This is a genomic window from Shewanella sp. AC91-MNA-CIBAN-0169, assembly GCF_040310165.1.
Classification (GTDB): domain Bacteria; phylum Pseudomonadota; class Gammaproteobacteria; order Enterobacterales; family Shewanellaceae; genus Shewanella.
Genome location: NZ_JBEOPM010000002.1, coordinates 20,647 through 41,711 on the forward strand (window position 1 = coordinate 20,647; position 21,065 = coordinate 41,711).

General features: G+C 42.2%; 17 protein-coding genes and 1 pseudogene. 12 read left to right on the forward strand and 6 right to left on the reverse strand.

The window, feature by feature from the left end; translation table 11 throughout:
* Positions 1–283 precede the first annotated feature (283 nt).
* The 4 genes from AAEY98_RS02515 to AAEY98_RS02530 all read left to right on the forward strand — a co-directional run bounded on the left by AAEY98_RS02515 (position 284) and on the right by AAEY98_RS02530 (position 7,100).
* Positions 284–2,116, forward strand: a complete 1,833-nt coding sequence (locus AAEY98_RS02515) for a vWA domain-containing protein (protein WP_351014802.1) — start codon at positions 284–286, stop codon at positions 2,114–2,116.
* A 21-nt stretch (positions 2,117–2,137) separates the two neighbouring features.
* Complete coding sequence (locus AAEY98_RS02520) at positions 2,138–2,755, forward strand: sigma-70 family RNA polymerase sigma factor (RefSeq protein WP_351015111.1); 618 nt, start codon at positions 2,138–2,140, stop codon at positions 2,753–2,755.
* On the forward strand, positions 2,752–3,600 hold the full coding sequence (locus tag AAEY98_RS02525) for a hypothetical protein (protein WP_351014804.1): 849 nt from the start codon (positions 2,752–2,754) through the stop codon (positions 3,598–3,600). Before AAEY98_RS02520 ends, AAEY98_RS02525 begins: the two co-directional genes overlap by 4 nt.
* A 203-nt stretch (positions 3,601–3,803) precedes the next feature.
* Positions 3,804–7,100 (forward strand): S41 family peptidase, encoded by a 3,297-nt coding sequence (locus AAEY98_RS02530; RefSeq protein WP_351014806.1) that lies wholly within the window; start codon positions 3,804–3,806, stop codon positions 7,098–7,100.
* A 149-nt stretch (positions 7,101–7,249) separates the two neighbouring features.
* Here AAEY98_RS02530 and AAEY98_RS02535 read toward each other — a convergent pair whose 3' ends face one another.
* On the reverse strand, positions 7,250–7,687 hold the full coding sequence (locus AAEY98_RS02535) for an OsmC family protein (RefSeq protein ID WP_351014808.1): 438 nt from the start codon (positions 7,685–7,687) through the stop codon (positions 7,250–7,252).
* A 306-nt stretch (positions 7,688–7,993) separates the two neighbouring features.
* On the opposite strand from AAEY98_RS02535, the gene AAEY98_RS02540 reads away from it, so the two are divergent.
* Positions 7,994–8,272: an early set domain-containing protein gene (locus tag AAEY98_RS02540; protein WP_351014810.1), complete on the forward strand. Its 279-nt coding sequence runs from the start codon at positions 7,994–7,996 to the stop codon at positions 8,270–8,272.
* 69 nt (positions 8,273–8,341) lie between these two features.
* Here AAEY98_RS02540 and AAEY98_RS02545 read toward each other — a convergent pair whose 3' ends face one another.
* The gene (locus AAEY98_RS02545) at positions 8,342–8,992 is read right to left on the reverse strand and encodes a DsbA family oxidoreductase (protein WP_101085574.1); all 651 of its coding nucleotides are present in this window, start codon (positions 8,990–8,992) and stop codon (positions 8,342–8,344) included.
* Positions 8,993–9,417: 425 nt separating this feature from the next.
* On the opposite strand from AAEY98_RS02545, the gene hpf reads away from it, so the two are divergent.
* Entirely contained in the window at positions 9,418–9,774 is a 357-nt protein-coding gene (hpf, locus tag AAEY98_RS02550; protein WP_011636558.1) for a ribosome hibernation-promoting factor, HPF/YfiA family, read from the forward strand.
* A 339-nt stretch (positions 9,775–10,113) separates the two neighbouring features.
* Here the strand turns inward: hpf and AAEY98_RS02555 are convergent, their stop codons facing one another.
* A complete protein-coding gene (locus AAEY98_RS02555) occupies positions 10,114–11,166 on the reverse strand; it encodes a GGDEF domain-containing protein (RefSeq protein WP_351014812.1) in 1,053 nt (350 codons plus the stop codon).
* 522 nt (positions 11,167–11,688) lie between these two features.
* Positions 11,689–12,414 (reverse strand): YebC/PmpR family DNA-binding transcriptional regulator, encoded by a 726-nt coding sequence (locus AAEY98_RS02560; protein ID WP_059746407.1) that lies wholly within the window; start codon positions 12,412–12,414, stop codon positions 11,689–11,691.
* Positions 12,415–13,021: 607 nt separating this feature from the next.
* On the opposite strand from AAEY98_RS02560, the gene AAEY98_RS02565 reads away from it, so the two are divergent.
* Positions 13,022–13,279, forward strand: coding sequence for a TIGR02922 family protein (locus tag AAEY98_RS02565; protein ID WP_101085570.1), 258 nt, complete (start codon positions 13,022–13,024; stop codon positions 13,277–13,279).
* A gap of 101 nt (positions 13,280–13,380) precedes the next feature.
* Here AAEY98_RS02565 and AAEY98_RS02570 read toward each other — a convergent pair whose 3' ends face one another.
* The gene (locus AAEY98_RS02570) at positions 13,381–13,977 is read right to left on the reverse strand and encodes a TetR/AcrR family transcriptional regulator (protein WP_350976760.1); all 597 of its coding nucleotides are present in this window, start codon (positions 13,975–13,977) and stop codon (positions 13,381–13,383) included.
* Positions 13,978–14,122: 145 nt separating this feature from the next.
* On the opposite strand from AAEY98_RS02570, the gene AAEY98_RS02575 reads away from it, so the two are divergent.
* The 5 genes from AAEY98_RS02575 to prpD all read left to right on the forward strand — a co-directional run bounded on the left by AAEY98_RS02575 (position 14,123) and on the right by prpD (position 19,621).
* Positions 14,123–15,166 carry an alkene reductase gene (locus tag AAEY98_RS02575; RefSeq protein WP_162022573.1) on the forward strand — a complete coding sequence of 348 codons (1,044 nt, stop codon included), beginning with the start codon at positions 14,123–14,125 and terminating at the stop codon, positions 15,164–15,166.
* A 240-nt stretch (positions 15,167–15,406) separates the two neighbouring features.
* Entirely contained in the window at positions 15,407–16,729 is a 1,323-nt protein-coding gene (locus tag AAEY98_RS02580) for a leucine-rich repeat-containing protein kinase family protein (RefSeq protein ID WP_351015114.1), read from the forward strand.
* A 186-nt stretch (positions 16,730–16,915) separates the two neighbouring features.
* Entirely contained in the window at positions 16,916–17,107 is a 192-nt protein-coding gene (locus tag AAEY98_RS02585) for a ribbon-helix-helix protein (RefSeq protein ID WP_101085561.1), read from the forward strand.
* A gap of 262 nt (positions 17,108–17,369) precedes the next feature.
* Complete coding sequence (locus tag AAEY98_RS02590) at positions 17,370–17,714, forward strand: zinc ribbon domain-containing protein YjdM (protein WP_011636566.1); 345 nt, start codon at positions 17,370–17,372, stop codon at positions 17,712–17,714.
* A 416-nt stretch (positions 17,715–18,130) separates the two neighbouring features.
* Positions 18,131–19,621: a 2-methylcitrate dehydratase gene (gene prpD / locus AAEY98_RS02595; protein ID WP_351014814.1), complete on the forward strand. Its 1,491-nt coding sequence runs from the start codon at positions 18,131–18,133 to the stop codon at positions 19,619–19,621.
* Between the two features lie 475 nt (positions 19,622–20,096).
* Here prpD and AAEY98_RS02600 read toward each other — a convergent pair.
* Positions 20,097–20,785, reverse strand: a pseudogene (locus AAEY98_RS02600) (hypothetical protein); the annotation flags it as partial.
* Positions 20,786–21,065 lie beyond the last annotated feature (280 nt).

Genomic DNA, 21,065 nt, shown 5'->3' on the forward strand with positions numbered 1-21,065 from the left:
TTCTATTAGTATATTTAGTTAATTTGCTCACTAGAGTATAGCGGCGGTTAACGTCAATATTAAGGCGATAAAAAAGGTGCTAGATAATAGCATAAGCCATGCTCTGTTGGCTTCATTTCAGTGTTTCTTGAGGCTAACACTCAGTTTCTAAATACGAAAACTACTTAAACACATTTTATATCAATAACCCTTTTGCTCATCGCGCTCGTTATTAGCTGTATGCAAAGTCACTTTGTTGACGTGACCAAAATGAAGAATCAATCGATAGATGAGGAAAATAACCATGAACAATACCCATAAGCAACTCACTCGCAGTGTATTAGCCATCGTGATTAGTGCGATTATTATCGGTGGTTGTGCGCAAGAATCCAAAGACAGTGCGAAACAAAGTCAGCCCGCTTCTAAAATTCAATCCGCGAGTAAAACGGATTCCTCTGCACAAGCGCGTCCCGAGTTATCTGAGGTAGCAGGTTTAGTGATGGCATCTGAGCCACAGGCTGATGCATACCAAGGATCAAAGGAGGTGCATCGCAGCGCTAAAGTCATGGCATCGTCAATGGCGGAGCGTATTGTGAGTCCTCAGCATGTCAGCGCAAGCGATCGCAGCTTGTTATTAGCACCTAATGTTAATGACAAATTTGAGTCGCTAGTACAAAACGGCAATATGGTAGCAGGTGAAACGCCGGTATCGACGTTTTCAATCGATGTTGATACTGGCAGTTACAGCACTACGCGCAGATTAATCAGTCAAGGCCAACTGCCGGCAAAGAATAGCGTTAGGGTAGAGGAGTTAGTCAATTACTTCAGCTATGACTACCCAGAACCGACAACCACTGAGCAGCCATTTAGGGTTAATACTGAATTAGCACCATCACCGTATAATGCTGATACTCAATTACTGCGCATTGGTATTAAAGGCTTTGATGTTGCGCCTGATAAGCTTGGTGCGAGTAATTTGGTGTTACTGCTTGATGTGTCAGGCTCTATGTCATCTGCTGATAAATTGCCATTATTGAAACAAGCCATGCTGATGTTGAGTCAGCAATTATCGGCGCAAGATAAAGTATCGATTGTGGTGTACGCCGGTGCCAGCGGTGTAGTGCTTGACGGTGTCGCTGGTAATGACTTTACTGCCATTAAAACAGCCCTAAGTCAGTTAAACGCGCAAGGTGGCACTAACGGCAGTCAAGGTATTGAGTTGGCGTATCAATTAGCGCAAAAGCACTTTATCGAAAACGGCAGTAACCGAGTCATATTAGCTACCGACGGTGACTTTAACTTGGGAATAACAGATCATCAGCAATTGGTCGATTTCGTTGCCAGTCAAAGCAAAAAGGGTATTGGCTTATCAACGCTTGGTTTTGGTCTAGGTTCGGGTACTGCCAGTTATAACGACCATTTGTTGGAGCAATTATCCAATAAAGCTAACGGTCAATATGCCTTTATCGACACCTTAAATGAAGCACGAAAAGTACTAGTTGATCAACTCAGTGCCACACTGTTAACCATTGCTCACGATGTTAAAGTGCAAATTGAATTTAACCCCGCAGTGGTCTCAGAATATCGACTGATTGGTTACGAAAATCGCTTGTTAAATCGCAGTGATTTTAATAACGACGCCGTTGATGCTGGCGAGATTGGTGCGGGTCATACTGTGACTGCACTGTACGAAATCCGTTATAACGACAGCCATAATCGCCTAGTTGATCCGCTGCGTTATGCCGCCACGGAATCAACGCAAATAGATGATGCTAAAGTTCATCAACACACTGTAAATGAAGTGGCTTATTTAAAGCTGCGTTATAAAGCGATTGGCGAACAAACCAGTCAATTAATCGCCTATCCCATTAACCGTGAGCAGCAGCTGACTCATTTGCATCAAGCCAGTGACGATTTTAGATTTGCTGCGGCAGTTGCAGGTTTTGGTCAGCTGCTTAACCAGAATAATTATGTCCACGATACTGATTATGCTAAGTTAATTACACTTGCTGAGTCTGCAATGGGCCAAGACCGTTTTGGCTATCGCCATGAGTTTGTACAAATACTAAAAACCGCAAGTGTACTCGAAGGTCAGGTTATGATGACTGAACCTGATACTCGTTGGGTTAGCCAATAAATGCGTCACAAAAAGGATAAAATGGTGCCAACATCAATACACCCTAAGGATGAGTCGTTAATTCCCCAAGTGGGAAGTGACGAGCAACTGATGCTCGACTACCAAGCGGGTGACGTTCGCGCGTTCGAGGCCTTATACCTTAAACACAAAGGCCCTTTGTATCGTTATTTTGTGCGTCAATTACATGACCAGCAGCTCGCCGAAGATTTGTATCAAGACACCTGGGGTAAGGTGATTAATGCGGCGAGGCAATATCAAGTCACCGCCAAATTCACCACTTGGTTATATAAAATTGCCCATAACTTATTGATTGACCATGTGCGAGCCGTTAAGCCTCTCGATAAAGTGACCCCGCTTGGCGAAGATCAAACCATGGACTGCTTACAAGCCGACGATCAAGCTTCGCCCGAGCCGCAAGTTGAGCAGCAGCAACAAGCCGATATGATGAAGGGTTGCATTGCTAAGTTACCGCCAGTGCAAAAAGAAGCTTTTTTGCTCAACATTGAAATGGGCATGACCGCCGCCATGATAAGCGACATTGCCAATGTGACTTTAGAAGCAACTAAAAGTCGTATTCGTTATGCTTATCAGAGTATTAAGCAATGTATTGCTAATCAAAGGCAGGAGACAACATTATGAGTCAGCAACAAGATCATGATGCAGAGTTCACTGCATTACAAACTGAAATCAAAGATGCTTATCATCAACAACCATTAGAGCAACCTTCTGCAAAACTTGATGAAGCCATATTAACCAAGGCGCGTTCGGAGGCTAATGTATCTAAAGCCAGTTCAGCTAAAAAATCAATCTGGCAACGCAATGCATGGGTGTACTCAAGTGCTGCCTCAGTGTTGCTGGTGGCGGGATTATTTATATTAAATCCAAGTTTGCAAAAAAACCTTGGTACTGACTCGGAGCAAAGCGTACCTGCTCAGCAGCCATCATTTAAGCAGGCCAAATCGACATCGGATGTATCTAAACTAACTGAATCACCAGTTGAAGATGCCGCAGCAGCAGAATCCATTGCAGTGCAGGGATTGTCGATGAAATCGGCACCTGTAAATAATCAGTCAAGAAATCGCGATGCAATTAGTGAAGCATCTGATGACAATCGCTCTGATAGCAATGGATCCATTGAATCTCAAATGGCAGATACATCGTCCGCGGTAATGAGTGCTGCGCCAGCACCTGCCAAAGTAAATGCAGAAGCACAAAAGAAAGCATTAGAGCTGCAATCACGCAGTAATGCCAAGGAGGTACAGCAAGTGAAACAGTCATTTAATGGTTCGTTAAAAGGGGACATTGAGTTAGATACTGCTGATGTTGCCTTGGCTCGTTTAAAAGTATTAATGGTCGACAATAAACTGATTCAAGCTGAGCGTTATATGATCACCATAGATCAACGCTTTCCTGAGTTATCAGATCCGTCGCATCCACTTTATGAGCAATACCATAAAATTGTACTGCAACTGACTTCGCAGTAAGCAAAATACCAGAATACTAAGACGGTAAAATACCCACGGCTAAGCAATTATTGCTTAGCCGTTTTTTGTTCCCTGTAGAGGTTCGTTACATTTTTGTACTGCAACAATTGGCATAACTCTGATAACGTGAATCAATCAATAAAAATAGCCTACTCGATAACGCGTTATCTCTAATTATCGACTTTATAAGGAAGCTCCTCACCATGAAACTTCGTCGCTCCGTTGCGCATTGTATGTTGGCACTAGGCACTTTAGCGTGTTCATCATTGATATTCGCCAACGCCTCTAATCAAGGCTATTACCGCGCTCCTGCATTACACGATCAAACCTTAGTGTTTACTGCCGAAGGCGATCTTTGGACCACTGAACTCAGTCAAAACAATAACCAAACTAAAGCCAGCCGCTTAACCAGTTTAGCTGCTGAAGAGTTGGACGCAACCATTTCTAAAGACGGTAAATGGGTGGCATATACTGCCAATTATGAAGGCGCTACCGAAGTGTATGTTATGCCGATTCAAGGCGGCGTAGCTAAACGGGTGAGCTTTGAAAACAGCCGAGTACGTCTGCAAGGTTGGACGGCATCTGGCGAAATATTGTATTCAACCGACAACGCCTTTGGCCCGGCTAACTTTTGGGTGCTTAAAACCGTTGACCCACAATCCTTAACCATTACCGATTTACCGTTAGCTGACGCAGTCGAAGGCACCATTGATGATAAAGGTGAATATGTTTATTTTACCCAATTTGGTCTGCAAGTTAGCGGCGACAATGTCAAAGTGTATCGCGGCGGCGCTAAAGGCGAAATTTGGCGTTATAAGTTAGGCAGTAAACAAGAAGCACAACAGTTAACCAACGCCCATGAAGGCTCGGTTAAACAGCCAATGCTATGGAACCAACGTGTTTACTTTGTCAGTGATCAATCTGGCAATGACAACATTTGGTCAATGACCCTAGATGGCAAAGACATTAAGCAACACACTCAATATTCCGACTGGCAAGTGCGTGACGCCCAGCTTAATAATGGCCGTATTGTGTTTCAGCAGGGCGCCGACATTAAGTTACTTAATCTAGCCGATCTTGCGGAATCAACAGTAGCCATTGAGCTTACCAGCGACTTTACGCATCGCCGCGAACAGTGGGTTAACGACCCAATGGATTACGCCACCTCGACAGTATTTTCTCATCAAGGCGATAACGTCGTCATAACGGCCCGTAGCCATGTAGCTATTGCCAGCAACGACGGTCGTCGTTTAGTGCAAATAGATTCACCCGCCGATAGTCGTGTACGTGATGCACTATTAAGTGATGACGGCAAATGGGTTTATGGCATTAGCGATGCGTCTGGCGAACAAGAAATTTGGCAATATCCTGCCGACGGTTCTGCCGGTGCTAAGCAACTTACTAAAGATGGCAGCACTTTACGCACCAGTTTATCGTTATCACCAAATGGCCGTTATTTAGTGCATGACGATTACATGGGTAATGTGTGGTTACTTGATTTAAGCCGCAACAATAACCAAAAAATCATTAAAAATGGCGAAGGTTTAGGCCCTTACCAAGACATAAAATGGTCTGGCGACAGTCAATTTATTGCGCTAACCAAGGCTGAGATTGGCAAACAACGTCCGCAAATTGTGTTGTATTCCATTAACGAGTCAAAATTACAAACCTTGACTACAGACAAATACGAGTCTTTTTCGCCTAGTTTTAGCCACGACGGTAAATGGTTGTATTTCTTGTCTAACCGCGAATTTAAAGCCAACCCTGGTTCGCCTTGGGGCGACCGTAACATGGGGCCGATATTTGATAAACGCACTCAAGTGTTTGCCTTAGCATTAGATGCTAAAGCATCATTTTCGTTTGCCAAACCAACCGAGCTTACCGTTAACAAAGACGCTAAAAAAGCTGACAGTAAAGACCAAGACACCCCAGCAAAAGTCAAAGTAGAGTGGGACGGATTAAACCAACGCTTATGGCAAGTGCCAGTTGATGCAGGTAACTACAATAGCTTAACCGCAACCAAAGATAAGCTGTATTTATTAGATGGCAGCCAAGATAAAAGCGAGCTAAAACTGATTAAGTTTGACCCGCTTAATATTAAAGTCGACACCTTTGGTGAAGATGTAGGCCAATATTCGTTATCAAAAGATGGCAGTAAAATCATGCTGCGCAAACAGTCTGATCCTAAAAGCCTTATGATTGTCGATGCCGGTGACAAACTACCCAGCGATGTATCGCGCGCCAAAGTCAGCACCGACCAATGGCAATTAAGTATTTCTCCGCAGCAAGAATGGCAACAAATTTTTGAAGATGCGTGGTTAATGCATCGCGATTCGTTTTTTGATCCAAAAATGCGCGGCGTAGATTGGCAAGCAGCTAAAGCTAAATATCAACCTTTGGTAGACAGACTGACCGATCGTAATGAGCTGAATGATATTTTCACCCAAATGATGGGTGAACTGAACTCATTACATTCACAAGTACGAGGTGGCGATATTGCCCAAGATGCCGATGCAGCCAAAGCCGCTGCATTAGGGGCTAGGCTGACACAAACCGATAAAGGTGTGGTGATAAGCCATATTTATCAAACCGACCCTGAGTTGCCGTTGTCGGCATCCCCATTAGCCCGTATTGAGGTTGATGCGAAAGAAGGTGATGTGATTGCGAGCATCAATGGTAAGAAAATTACTAACATTGCCGATGTGACTCAACTACTGCGAAACCAAGGCAACAAGCAGGTGTTGCTCGGTTTAGTCCGTGGTAAAACAGTCATCAATACCATAGTCACCCCCCATGATATAGGTACCGATGCCAAGCTGCGTTACCTTGATTGGGTTGAGCATAACGGCGACAAAGTGGCCAAAGCCTCTAAAGGGAATATTGGTTATTTACACTTGTATGCCATGGGCAGCGGTGATGTCGAAAGCTTTGCTCGCGAGTTTTATACCAATTACGACAAAGATGGCTTAATCATCGATGTTCGTCGCAATCGTGGTGGCAATATCGACAGTTGGATTATCGAAAAACTGTTACGCCGTGCATGGGCATTTTGGCAGCCAACTCATGGCAGCACCAACGCAAACATGCAGCAAACCTTTAGAGGCCATTTAGTGATATTAGCCGATCAAATGACCTACTCAGATGGTGAGACTTTTTCTGCCGGAATTAGAGCGCTAAACATTGCGCCTATTATCGGTAAGCAAACTGCGGGCGCTGGAGTGTGGTTATCGGGTCGCAATTCGGTGACCGATAAAGGCATGGCACGAGTGGCAGAATACCCACAATATGCCATCGATGGGCGTTGGGTTGTTGAAGGTCACGGGGTTGAGCCAGACATTGAAGTCGATAACTTACCTTATGCCACTTTTAGCGGTAAAGATGCACAACTTGATGCTGCTATCAGTTATTTGAAAGATGAACTAGTACAACAACCTATTGCGCCATTACAAGGCTTGCCAATGCCAAAAATAGGTAAAGCAGCTGACATAAAAGCCAAATAACTTTAAATTGGCTTCAGTAAACCAATAAATAATAACCCTCTCAGCGTCATGTTGAGAGGGTTATTATTAAAACTTTAAAACTTTAAAACTTTAATACTTTAAAACAGTAAAACAGTAAAACAGTAAAACAGTAAAACAGTAAAAAAATCTTACTGCTTTATTTCAACTTCGCATGCTAATGAGTTAGCAATAAAGCAATTTGCATGGGCTTTTTCATGTATCTTCGCTAACGTTTCTGCGTCAACTTCAATCCCTTCTGCAAACGTCACTTTAGGCACTAATGTCATTTTAACCACGGCGACTTTACCTGCTTCATTTTTACCTAAATCAGCAGTAGCATTATCAACATATTTGGCAACAGGCAGTCGCTTTAAATGGGCAATCGCTAAAAAGGTCAACATGTGGCAAGAAGACAAAGCAGCCAGTAAGCTTTCTTCTGGATTCACTTTATCGGCATTGCCTTTGTATTCAGGGGCTGATGACGCTTGAATCGTTTGCCCTGTACCAAACTTAACCTCATGGTCGCGATTAAATTCACCTTCCTCACTTGGTGAAGACTGCCAATTTACCGTTAATTTAAAGCCCATTTTGTACTCCCCAAACCACATAAAAGTGGTGTTTATAACAACTTAATTTAGCGTGTATTACCCTGAAAAGCGGTCACTCACCAAACGGTAACACATCTCTATTGATTCAACACTAGGCGTACCTTAATGTCCATTAATTTGAGCTAAATAGTCAAACCGAAACGACCACTACATGTGGCGAAATCGATACAAACAAAATTGATAAAGCCTTTTCCATTAAAGCGATTTAAATACCATTTAAATCAGCTTTTTAGATGGATTTATTGCTATTTAACTATCTGTTTTAAAACAACGAAAGACTATCTATTGGTAATCAATGCATATGTGCTGTGTTATGCCATCTACCACGTCGATATTGCGTTAGCTACCGATGATAATGAATTTAAAATAGCGACAGCAGATTGGTCGACAATTGACTTTAGCGCAATAGCCGGTGATGACGCTGTGACTGAAGGGCTGTTGAAAACCTTAGTGGAAAAAGGCGCCAACATGCACTTTAATGCCACAAGCGTCGGTACCTATTGCTTTACGGTGACAGGTTCAAGCACTGAATCGCCAACCTTATTAGTTACCAAGTTGAACTAGGCTTAAGTGATTGCCTCGTAAAAAACAAAACCCAGCTAAAGCTGGGTTTTGTTTTTTAATGAAAACGGCTTAAGCTTCTTCTGTAGTCAGTTTGGTAATCAACTCAGCAATAGTGTCGGGATCTTGTGCGCCAGACACTAAATATTGTTGATTAAACACAATGGCCGGTACGGCTTGAATTCCGCGGCTGATCCACAGTTGCTCTTCCTCTTTTACAGCAGCTTCAAAGCGTTTGTCGGTGAGCACAGCACGAGCCTCATCAGCATTTAACCCTACCTTTGCTGCAGCTTCAATGAGTACTTCAATGTCATCTGGGTTTTTCTGCTCAGTAAAATAGCTGCTAAACAGCGCCAATTTCAAGTCAGTTTGCTTACCAGACTCGGCAGCCCAATACAGTAGCTGGTGGGCCAGTAGCGTGTTGTAAATACGTGATGAGTCGGAAAAGTTAAACTCAAAGCCTAAATCGGCACCCATTTGGGTTAACCGTTGACGATTTTGAGCACTTTGCTCAGGTGTTGAACCGTATTTTTCAGCAATGTGCTCGCCTAAATGTTGCCCTTCAGGCCCCATTGCTGGATTTAACTCAAACGGATGCCACTGCAATGTAACTTCTAAATCATCAAATTTGCTCAATGCTTGTTCAAGTCGGCGATAACCGACAATGCACCACGGACACATTACGTCGGAAATAATGTCAATTTGGAGCTGATTAGTCGTCATAAATGTTCCTGTTAATGATTAATTCGACTTAATTTAGCTAAGTCTACAAAAATAAAATGAGTATAGTTGCTTATAAATTAACTGTTTTTAGTGGTTAATTGATTGGTTTACCATCACTTGTGTAAACAACACAAAAGTTGCAACCTTTGGGACTAAATTGTGTCTATACTTAATCAGTAATCTGATGTTTAATCAATGTAAGGGTTAGGTCAATTAGATATACCCCATGCACGTTTATCAATGTTGTCGCTGTTAAAGTATACAAGTAGATATAAAACACATTATAGGCTTGAGCACTTGTGATACAAAGCACACGTTCCATGTCTAAATATGTCAGCCTGCATTTGTACAACAACACTATTTATGTCAGCATGCAATTGTAATACGCAATACATTTGGCAAGTAAATTCTTTTAAGGATAATCTATGAAAATAAATCTTTCTGGTCACCATGTTGATGTTACTGATACTGTCAAACAACACGTAGATGAAAAATTCGCTAAAATAGCTAGCCATTTCCCGACGCTTATCTCGCTAGATATCATCATAGCTAAAGAGCATGGTGAATATGATGTTGAAATTAGAACTAACTATGAAGGAACTCGCATTGCTGCCAAAGGTACTGACTTAGTCATGTATCCCGCTATCACGAGCGCCGCTAAAAAATTAGATGCGGCACTAAAGCATCGTAAAGGCCAATTAAAAGCAGATTTACATGAAAAACCAGATGTAACTGCACCTGAAATCGCTTACGAAAAAGTTCAAGAAATGGACTTACGTTAACCGTTAACCCTAGTCGTTTATTCAACGATATCCAAAACGCAGCCTAGGCTGCGTTTTTTGTTAGAGCATCATAAAAACTAACCTTGTCCAGTCATAACAACCTAGCAACTCAAGCTAACTTCAACTTGCTAGAACGCTGCATTGCTAAAAAGCTAAGCGCAGTAAAGCATCAATACATTCATCGCAGCTTGTTAAGTTTGTAAATCATCTGCGCTATCGCATTTATAGAATCTAGCCGCGAAGCGTTCTAGCATTTAGCATTTATTGTTGGATATAAAACAGTACAACATTTATGTGATGGAAAACACTCCAATCGGCTCATAGGTCGATAGAGCCTGCTTACTGAGGATATACTTGGTTTCTGCCATTCTTTTTTGCTTGATACAAATATCTGTCGGCATTGTTAATAAGCTCATCAATAGTTTGGTTATCGGTTAACTGTGAAATACCCATACTGATGGTTAGGCTAATCTCTTGCTTATGAAAAAGCACCTTATGATGTTGTACATTAGTACGAATTTTTTCAGCAATGATAAAAGCTTGTTCCGCCGAGGTTTGCGGCAGAATAAACAGAAACTCTTCACCACCCCAGCGTGCAACGCAATCTTGTTGCCTCACACTTTGTTTAAACACTTGCGCTAGCTCGGTAAGCACGATATCGCCGCAATTATGACCGTATTTGTCATTGACCATTTTAAAATGATCAAGATCGCACAGCAAAACGGATAATGATTCGTTGTTTCTTGATACTCTTGATTTTTCCTGCTGTAAAATAGTTAACGCATTACGTCGGTTAGCCAGTGTCGTTAATGGATCTGATAACGCGAGTTGTTGATATTTTTTACTGAGCTTCAGCGCACTATTGTAGGATAACATTCTTGAGTATTCATATAACGCAGAGAGAAAGGTGGTGGTTAAAAATGACAATATTAACCGGACTTTAAACTCAGTTGAATAGGTTGCATATTGAGGCATCTCTATCGGTGAAAACATAATAATAGCGACAACACTTATGAAAAATAGCAGGTTAATCAGACCATAACTTAACCCCAGTACATAAACGGAAACTGGCGCCACAATAAATATCCACAATGGACCGGTTTGTTCCACCCCGCCAGTAAACACCAAATAGAACATCAGTAAATATAACGAGTAAATGATAATAAAAGAGCTAAGGTTAAGCTTGTTGTATTTTTTTAGCGCCACGTAAGCCAAACAATAAATAATGCTGGAGACAAATAGAGTGATGGTTAACACATGATTACTGTTAAATAAGCTTATTACTCCCATCACAAAAGTCATCGACATTCCGACCAATGAAAACAGGGATATAACGTGAGTTTGCTGAAGTTCTCCGTTACTTTTACTTTCATTTTTAATGAATGTTAGCAATGGGTCATCCTTTAAATGTTTGGTGCCGATATGACATTTGAATTGATTTTAGCGATGTTAGCTATTCAAAAATAACATGTATAAAGAGTATTATTTAGAGTGACATGAAATGAGCTATTATCCAATGATCTTTTTTGATCATGCTTAAAGTAATCAAAGTGGTAACATCGGTAAGGGTGATAACCCCTAATGCATTGCTAATAAAGTGTTCGGTGTATTATTAGGCAGATAACAACGATGAAAAGCGCATGCTTCACTTACGTAAATCACTAAAAAGTTATAGCAACATAAAGCTATAGCAAAATAAAGCGGGAAGGGGATTGTTTTAGACTGTTGAACTTTTAGCGTTTCAGCATTATCGTTTTTATAGAATTTATCAGCGAAGCGTCTTGGCATTTTAACATTGAGGCGTTTAGGTTGTGGATCTTGAGAGTGACAAAATGACGTGACGGCTTTAATAGAAACAAGCTGCAAAGTGTTCTAGTACGTAGGCTTAGAACACTTTAACAGCCTAAGTTTGAGTTATTCGTCGTCGTTAATGTCTGCATTGTGGTAAACGTTCTGAACGTCATCACAATCATCAAGAGCGGCTAAGAACTTTTCAAAACTTTCAATATCTTCTCCAGTAAGTTCAGTCATTGTTTGTGGCACAAATGCTAAATTCTCTACCTTAAAGTCTATCTCTGGAAAGGCTTCAGTTAACACAGTGCGCGCATTGTTAAACTCAGATACGGGTGCAAATACGCTGATGATGCCATCTTCTAGCTCTACATCGGCAACGTCGACGTCGGCCATCATAAGCAATTCAAGAATGGCTTCATCGTCTTCACCTTCAAACACAAAAACGGCTTGATGTTCGAACATATGGCCAACAGTACCAGGGCTACCTAACTTGGCATCATTTTTAACAAATGCTTGGCGAACCTGAGTAAATGTGCGATTACCATTGTCTGTTAAGCAGTCAACAATCACCATGCAGCCGCCAGGACCAAAACCTTCATAGCGGGCGGTATCATAATCTTCACCACCACCACCACGAGCTTTTTCAATGGCACGTTCAATAACGTGTGCAGGAACTTGATCTTTCTTCGCGCGGGCAATCAAGCTACGTAGTGCTAGGTTGCCATCTGGGTCGACGCCACCTTTAGCGCAAATATAAATCTCTTTACCGTAACGTGAGTAAATTCGTGTCTTTTGGCCAGCGGTTTTCGCCATGGACTCTTTTTTATTTTGATATGCTCTGCCCATCTTAATCTCGTTTTATTAAATGTTTAAAGGCTAAAAATTGTCACCGATTCTAGCAGGAATAAGTGGTGCTGTTTAGGTGCTGGTTCTAAATTTTGCATAAATAACCTTGTAGCAAAATAATAAAAGGTTATCAAACAGTCCTTTGCCCTAGTCACTAGGTTGCATTCACGTACAATAGATCTGCAATTGCCAAGTAAATTGGTGTTGTTTATAAGGCAACAAAAACGTTTGCGATGACCCTCGTGAAATCGTCTGACTTTTTGCGTTGGCCTATTTCTCATCCCGAGATGAGGTTTAATAGGCTTGTTTACAGTGTAAATACTGCATAATAAAGTGTTAGTGCTTCGCACTTACAGGCATAAGTATTCATATTTACACATCAGATGTGTTAAGTTTATGTATCAAGAGCCTTCAATCAATAATACAATTTAATAATATATTGTCGTATAAAGCCGAAATATAAAAATAAGAGAAACGACTCCTCTATTGGGAGAACTCAATATTGAAAGTCCATTGTTTCATCCTTTTACCCTGAGATGTATTGATGAGTTAGATGATCAATATCATTTTTACACTTAATCAATATGCTAGAAATGAGAGTCCGAATATGAAATCTGAATCTGCTGAAGGTCAAACGTCAAATGCGACAGTGACTATTTTGTATTACGAAGCCCCTGTGGGTTTAGAAATGCATAATGCTGTGATGACCGATCTGCAAATCAGCCAAACTGGACGTGTAATGATCCCTGAATCATTTCGTCGAGGTAAATCTATTATTGCGGTATTAGAAGGCGAGTGCAAAATACTTAACTCACTGGGTGAGCGAGTTTATTCGCAACGAGTTATGAGCAAAATAGACAATTAAATGAATCTTAAGTAAAAAAAAGACACGTAAAGTGTCTTTTTTTTTGTAATTTTTGTATGTGTTGCCTTTCACGCATGAGCTAACGGCAAGAGTTAGGCATGCTAGTTTACCGTCTCGCAGCGTAATAAGTCGGCTAACAGTTTATCAGCTAAAGGCTGTAATACTTGCTCATGAGGCTGGGTGTGAGCTACCGTTCGTAAACCGTAAATTCCCATCACTAAATACTGTGCTAAAAATTGGCTGTCACAGTCTTGAGCTATTAGCTTCTGCGCTTTTGCTGTATCGAACACCATTACTAATGACTGCTGCCATAGCTGCAAAAACTGACAAGTCATTTGTTTAATTTGCTCATCTTGCTCGCCCATCTCACTGAGTGACTTGGTCAGTAAACACGCCTGAGTAGCATCACAACTTAAGCATTCTTGTACAATTAAGGCTAAATAAGCCCCTAAGTTGTCTACTGCTGAACGGTCATTAGCAAACAATTGCTGAAACTGTTCATTGCGATCTTGTTGGTACTGCTCAATAGCCGCAATATACAAGCCTTTCTTATTGTCAAAAGCGCAATAAATTGACCCCGGATGTAGCCCCGTTGCTTTAGTGAGATCTTGCATGCTGGTTTTAGCGTATCCATTCACTAAAAAGGTGCTCATGGCAGCACGTAAAACCGTTTCTCTATTAAATTCAGCGTGTCTCATATCTGGTCACTTCTGGTCAACATCAAAGCGTGATAACTCATAACGCTCGAGTCTAACTAAATTTGATCGATTATTCAAAAAATACTTGAATGTGTATTCAATTAAGATTAATCTTGAATGTATATTCAAGAAAGGAGATCGTCACATGACGGCAAGTTTATTTACACCATACAAACTCAATGACACCCTAACATTATCAAACAAGATTTTAATGGCACCATTAACGCGTTGTATGGCGGATGATGATCTTGTTCCTACTCAAGCTATTGCAGACTATTATGCTCGCCGTGCTGAAGCAGGCTTAATAATCAGTGAAGCGACAATTATCCGTCCAGATGCGCAAGGCTACCCAAATACCCCTGGTTTATTTACTCCAGCTCAAATCGACGGCTGGCGCGTAGTGACCGATGCGGTGCACAAAAATGATGGCAAAATTTTTTCTCAGCTTTGGCACACTGGCCGTGTAGCACACTCACACTTTTTTGATGGTGGCGACGTGTTATCTGCTTCTGCTCAAGCTGTAGAAGGTACTGTGCCTAGAATGCGCGAATTAGTTTACCAAACGCCAAAGGCTGCCACGTTAGATGATATCAAGCAGTTAGTGATTGACTATGCTCAAGCCGCTGCAAATGCGATTGATGCTGGTTTTGATGGCGTCGAAATTCATGCTGCAAATGGTTATTTGATTGATCAATTCTTACATCATGACAGTAACCGTCGTGAAGACGAATACGGCCAAACTCCTGAAAATATGTCACGCTTTGCCTTAGAAGTGGTTGACGCTATTGTGGCTAGAATTGGCGCAGATCGCACCGCTATTCGAGTATCTCCTGGTGCCTATTTTAATATGGCAGCCGATCCTCGCGACCGTGGCGTGTTTGACTATTTATTACCTGAGTTGGCTAAACGCAATTTAGCATTTTTACATGGCGGTATTTTTGACGACTCAATGCAGTTTGATTACTTAGGTGGCAGCATATCGACCTACCTACGCAGTGTTTACACTGGCACGTTAGTGGGTGTAGGTAGCTATACCGCCGAAACGGGCAGTGCAGCCATTAGCGACAATAAGTTTGATTTGTTGGCGATTGGCCGTCCATTTATTGCTAATCCAGATTATGTGGCAAAAGTGCGTGATGGCGGCGAATTAGTGGCATACGCCGACACCATGTTAACGGAATTGATTTAACCTAGTTTGTTGTTTTACGTTACTGATTTCAGCAGAGGTTAGTCAAACGTAGTTTGTAGGAATCCATTTCTAAGCAGTATTTTCTATGCTAGAAATGGCGCTAAAACTATCAACCCCAATTTGTATTTTTTAGCATCCGTCTTGGCCACAGCTTTTGCTGTGGTCTTTTTTTTGGCAGAAATTTGTCTCAGTGAGTGCACTCTATTACTATGTCGACAATTTTCGGCAAAGAGAAACATGATGCAAACACTGCAACAATTAAATGATGGTTTGTTACTGGGTTATCAACGGGTCAGTATCGCAGAACAACTGACGGAATTTCCTGTAAAACTGTTTGAGTTAGCCGATACCCTAGAAGTGCTCGATCTTGGCAATAACCAATTATCGTCATTGCCCGATAACTTTGCTGACTTGCATCAACTTAAAATCTTGTTTGTGTCGAATAACCTATTTGATCATCTGCCAGCAGTATTAGGCCAGTGTCCAAAGCTCGAAATGATAGGTTTTAAAGCTAATCAAATTCGCACCGTACCCGAAGCATCCATTCCAAAGCAAACCCGTTGGTTAATATTAACCGATAACCACATTGAGCAGTTGCCAGACAGTTTAGGCCAATGTCATCGTCTGGAAAAACTCGCGTTAGCGGGTAACCGATTAACCGCACTGCCTAATAGCATGGCTAATTGTCATCAATTGGCTCTTATCCGTTTATCGGCTAACCAGCTTACCACCTTACCACATTGGTTATTTGAGCTACCTAACTTAGCCTGGTTGGCTTTTGCAGGTAACGCGTTTAGTCATGTAGAACATTGCGATAATACTCGCGTACCTATCGTGCCATTAACCCAGTTTACCTTAGGTCAGTTACTCGGGCAGGGTGCATCAGGATTGATTTATCAAGCAACTCACCATACAGAAAACTCAGTTGAGGCAAACTTTAGCAGCGACGCTGATGTCGCAATTAAGTTGTTTAAGGGCATGGTGACCAGTGATGGTTATCCAGCAGATGAGCTTGATTGTTGCTTAACCGCTGGCGAGCACCCTAATCTGATTAATGTGGTGGCACAAATTAATCAACCAGAACAACTGGGTTTAGTGATGCAACTTATTCCACCAAGCTACGGTAATTTAGGTTTACCGCCGTCGTTGCAAACCTGTAGCCGTGACACTTTTGAAGCGCAAACGGTATTTACCTGGGCGCGCATTACTCATATTGCCAGCCAAATGGCTGATATTTTGGCTCATTTACACCAAAATGGTATAAGCCATGGTGATATTTATGCCCACAACATCATGATAAATACCCACGATAACGTGCTGTTTGGTGACTTTGGTGCCGCCTCAAATTTAAAGCAGTTCACCCCACAGCATTTGCAATTAATGCAAGCTATTGAGGTTAGGGCATTTGGTTATTTGGTCGATGACATGCTAAACCTCATCGATAACCCAAACACACCACAAGCGATAATGTTGCGCCAGTTAGTGCGAGATTGCTTGCAGCATAGTTCATCAACAAGACCGAGTTTTAAAGCGCTGTTACCCCGTTTAGCGAGCATTGCTTAACAGATAAACACACTCGTGCTAAGACATGATTAGGTTTAACCTACGTAGTTGTTTCTTAGCTCGAGTGAATCGCCTGAGTGAATGGCTCGAGCTAATCGTACGGCGAATAAAAAATCCAGAATATGGTCTTTAGCCACACACTGGATTATAATCAAATTATCATGTCGTAATGAAAGGCTAGCCACTGTGGAAAATAAAACTGCACGTTTTACTGTATTAATGGACCCGCTAAAAAAGCAGGCATTTGAACAACTGTGTGCTGCGCAAGATCTCACCCCATCACAAGTCACCCGTCAGCTTATTCGCGAATACCTCGAAAAGCATGATGTGAGTTTTGCTGACAATCAAAGTCGTCCGAACCCACAGGTAAAAAGCTAAGCTTTAATTCGCCAATTGTTAGGCTATTGGTGACGCGAGTGGTTATGCAAATTGCTACGCTAGTCGTTACGCTAGCAGGTGAGTAGATCTGCTGGTTTATTGCCCTAGGGTAGTCAATTTGTGATAATGGCATTATAATGTAATTACAATATTCGGCAGGATAGATACTTTTCTATCTCACGCCAATCGATAAAGCCTGTCGAACTGCGTATTAGCGCAATTTATTTGTTCGACAACTGCAAAGAACACAGAGAGTAAAGATATGAGTGATGTAATTCCGCCATGCCCAAAATGTGAGTCTCCGTATGCTTATTCAGACGGCACATTATTAATTTGCCCAGAATGCGCCAATGAATGGAACCCAAATGAAGAAGTGGTTGATCCAGACGCCATCATTTTAAAAGATGCCAACGGCAATTTATTAGCAGAAGGCGACAAAGTCACCTTAATCAAAGACCTTAAAGTAAAAGGTTCATCACTCGTGCTTAAAGTCGGCACTAAAGCAGTGATCAACCACTTTGTCGACGGCGACCACGATATCGATTGTAAAGTCGATGGCAATGGCCAAATGATGCTGAAATCGAAGTTTGTGAAAAAACAAAGCTAATAACGATTAATCTAATTGTTATAAGTGACCATTAATCAGCTTGTGGCTGATTAACAAAAAATCCCCGCAGGCAGGAATGCCAGCAGGGATTTTTTATGGACGCGGGTTCAAGTCCCGCCGCCACATCTGACCGGTTATTGTTGTTCCAAAAGTATATTGTTTAGCAATGCCCGATCGCATGCTTACCCAGTTGTGCTCCCCAAGTGCAATCACTTCCGTGACACGCTGTTAACCCATCCATGTTATTGATTTTATAGCCTCCAGCCTCCAGCCTCAGAGCGTCTTAGCAACGCAGCGCTCTAGGCTCTTAGTTTGTCATCGCTGGTATAGGGGCAGCTTCGCTGCTAAGATTTTATAGCCTCTAGCTGCGAAGCGTCCTAGCAGCAAATAACAAATCAAACGAATAAGGATTCAAAATGAGTAGTAATGTAGATATTAACAATCGTCCCGATTACGACCATGTCATCCAAGATATTGCTGATTATGTATTAACGTTTGAAGTCTGCAGCGAAGAAGCTCTCGACACCGCTCGTAACTGTTTAATGGACACAATAGGTTGTGGGCTGCTCGCGCTGCGCTTTCCTGAGTGCACCAAACACCTCGGACCTATCGTACAAGGCACATTGGTGCCAAATGGCGCCCGAGTGCCAGGAACATCGCTGACACTCGATCCGGTAAAAGCCGCGTGGGACATTGGTTGTATCATTCGCTGGCTCGATTACAACGACACTTGGTTAGCAGCTGAATGGGGGCATCCATCGGATAATTTAGGCGCCATTCTGGCCGTGGCGGATCATTTATCTCAAGTTAGACTGTCAAATGGCGAGCCGCCTCTCATGATGCGAGAAGTACTTGAAGCGATGGTCATGGCACATGAAATTCAAGGCGTGATTGCGCTAGAAAACTCGTTTAATCGGGTTGGTTTATGCCACGTATTATTAGTACGAGTGGCCTCCACTGCGGTTGTTACTAAAATGATGGGCGGCAACAGAGAGCAAATCATGGCGGCAATATCTCAAGCTTGGGCCGACGGTGGTGCACTGCGCACCTATCGTCACGCACCAAATGCGGGCTCTCGTAAATCTTGGGCTGCGGGCGATGCCACCTCACGAGCGGTTTGTTTGGCCAACATGTCAATGCGCGGTGAAATGGGTATACCAAGCGTGTTAACCGCGCCACAATGGGGATTTTACAATGTCTCCTTCTCGAAAACCAATAAAGACCAAGCGCTCAAACCCCAGGCTGAACGTCAGTTTTCATTTTCCCAAGATTATGGCTCTTATGTGATGGAAAACATCTTGTTTAAGATTTCCTTTCCTGCCGAGTTTCACGCGCAAACCGCCGCAGAAGCGTCGGTTATACTACATCCTCAGGTAAAATCTCGTTTGGCGGAAATTAACAAGATTGTGATCCGCACCCACGAGTCAGCCATTCGCATTATTTCAAAAACGGGTTCGCTTGCCAACGCTGCGGACCGCGACCATTGCTTGCAATACATGATTGCGGTTCCGTTGGTGTTCGGCAGTTTGACCGCCGACCATTATGAAGACGAATTTCACGGCGCACATCCCATCATCGATGAGCTGCGTGACAAAATGGAGATTGTCGAAGATAAGCGCTTTACGGCAGAGTATTTAGAAGCGGATAAACGCTCTATCGCCAATGCGATTCAGGTTTTCTTTAACGATGGCAGCAGTACAGAAGAAGTGGTTGTAGAATACCCAGTGGGTCATCGCCGCCGTCGTAAGGAAGGAATGCCGCTATTGGAGCTGAAATTCAAAGCGAACTTAGCATCACGTTTCCCAAACCAGCAGTGCCAAACGATCTTCACTGTGTGTAAAGATCAAACCACGCTAGAGGCCACGCCAGTAAACCGCTTTATGGACTTATTTGTTATCGGGTTCTAGGTGCTAGATTCTAGGAACTCGCAGGCTCGCCAGAGGGCGTGACTTCGTCACTGCTAGAGCGGACTTCGTCCTGCTAGGATCGCTGCGCGACTAGGCTGTTGCTATTGATTGTATAGCATCTAGTCGCGTAGCGTCCTAGCAGCGCAGCGTTCTAGGCTCTTAGATTGTCATCGCTTGATATCGCCTGCCACCGCTTGCCATCTAGCCGAAATTAACCATGCCACCCATTTTATGATAATTAACATAACTGCTTTTAGCTTTAGTTGCGATAACCTTCTGGACTATTCAAATGTATAAATTATATGGGAATTATCAATAAACTGAGCGCTAGATGGAGAATGGTGAGCAATGCGGTAGATCAAACACAGCACTAGTGGCTTGATTGATATCAAGCTGGAAATCAGGTTTTAGTTTTAGTTTTAGTTTTAGTTTTAGTTCTAGTTTTAGTTCTAGTTTTAGTTTTAGAGATTAAGCCTTAAGCGCACAGCCAGCGCTGGCAGTTTGAAGCGCTTTGCATCGTTTTCGCTCTAGATGCTCACAATCTTCTGTTAAGGCAGGTAACGCCTCGACTGCACCTTTAAATAAGGCACCAAACTCTGTGGTGATTTTTAACCAGTTTTCAGCGGGTATATTCAGTCTATTGAGAATATCTTGGTTACTTTAACTCATTGCCCCTCGCTTATCTTGACGAATAATTCGCCCGGTATCTTTAACCAGCACTATGTAGTCTTTTACACTGAACATTAAACCATTAGGCATGTTTACACCCTCATTACCTATAAAAGGCAATAATTCTGCTGGTTGTTCATCTTTTATCGCTGAGTTTATTCGGCGTTGAATGCTGGTGTAATCAGTGGTTTCTGGTGTAGATGCCAGCTTGGCGCGTATAGGCCTTTCTATTAATAAAGAATGGTCGACATAAGCCATACAAGCTAATACTGCAGCTTCATCTAATAAGGCTTGAGATTTGAATCTTCCTTCACACAAATTCATCGGGAATGGATTTGAACAGCTTTAGCTGGCCCGAAGGGTGAGCGCCATGGATGGCGGTGAATAAAATCTGCCAGTGCACTTATCTTCTTTGTTAGCCATTCTAGCTATCGGCTCACTGAGTGAGCGCATAAACCATCTGATATCGACTAAGCGTTGTCTGTACTTGGCTATATGTTATTGAACCGCTCCATATAGTTTATTTACCTAAGGTTCTAACTCCATGAGCGTTGGTTTATTTATACTTCGATTGCTTTTAACAAATGGATAAATTTTACGATTGTTGGAAACAAAAGAGAATTGTGACCTTTTTAGTATAACTGGAGAAAACATAATACTTTTTCATCTATGTCGAGTGACAAATAAGTTGCGGCAAAGAATCCTTCGTAACCTATCACGGTATTCATGCGTTTATTACCAGATGGTGTGATAGTAGAATATTTTAATAATTTAG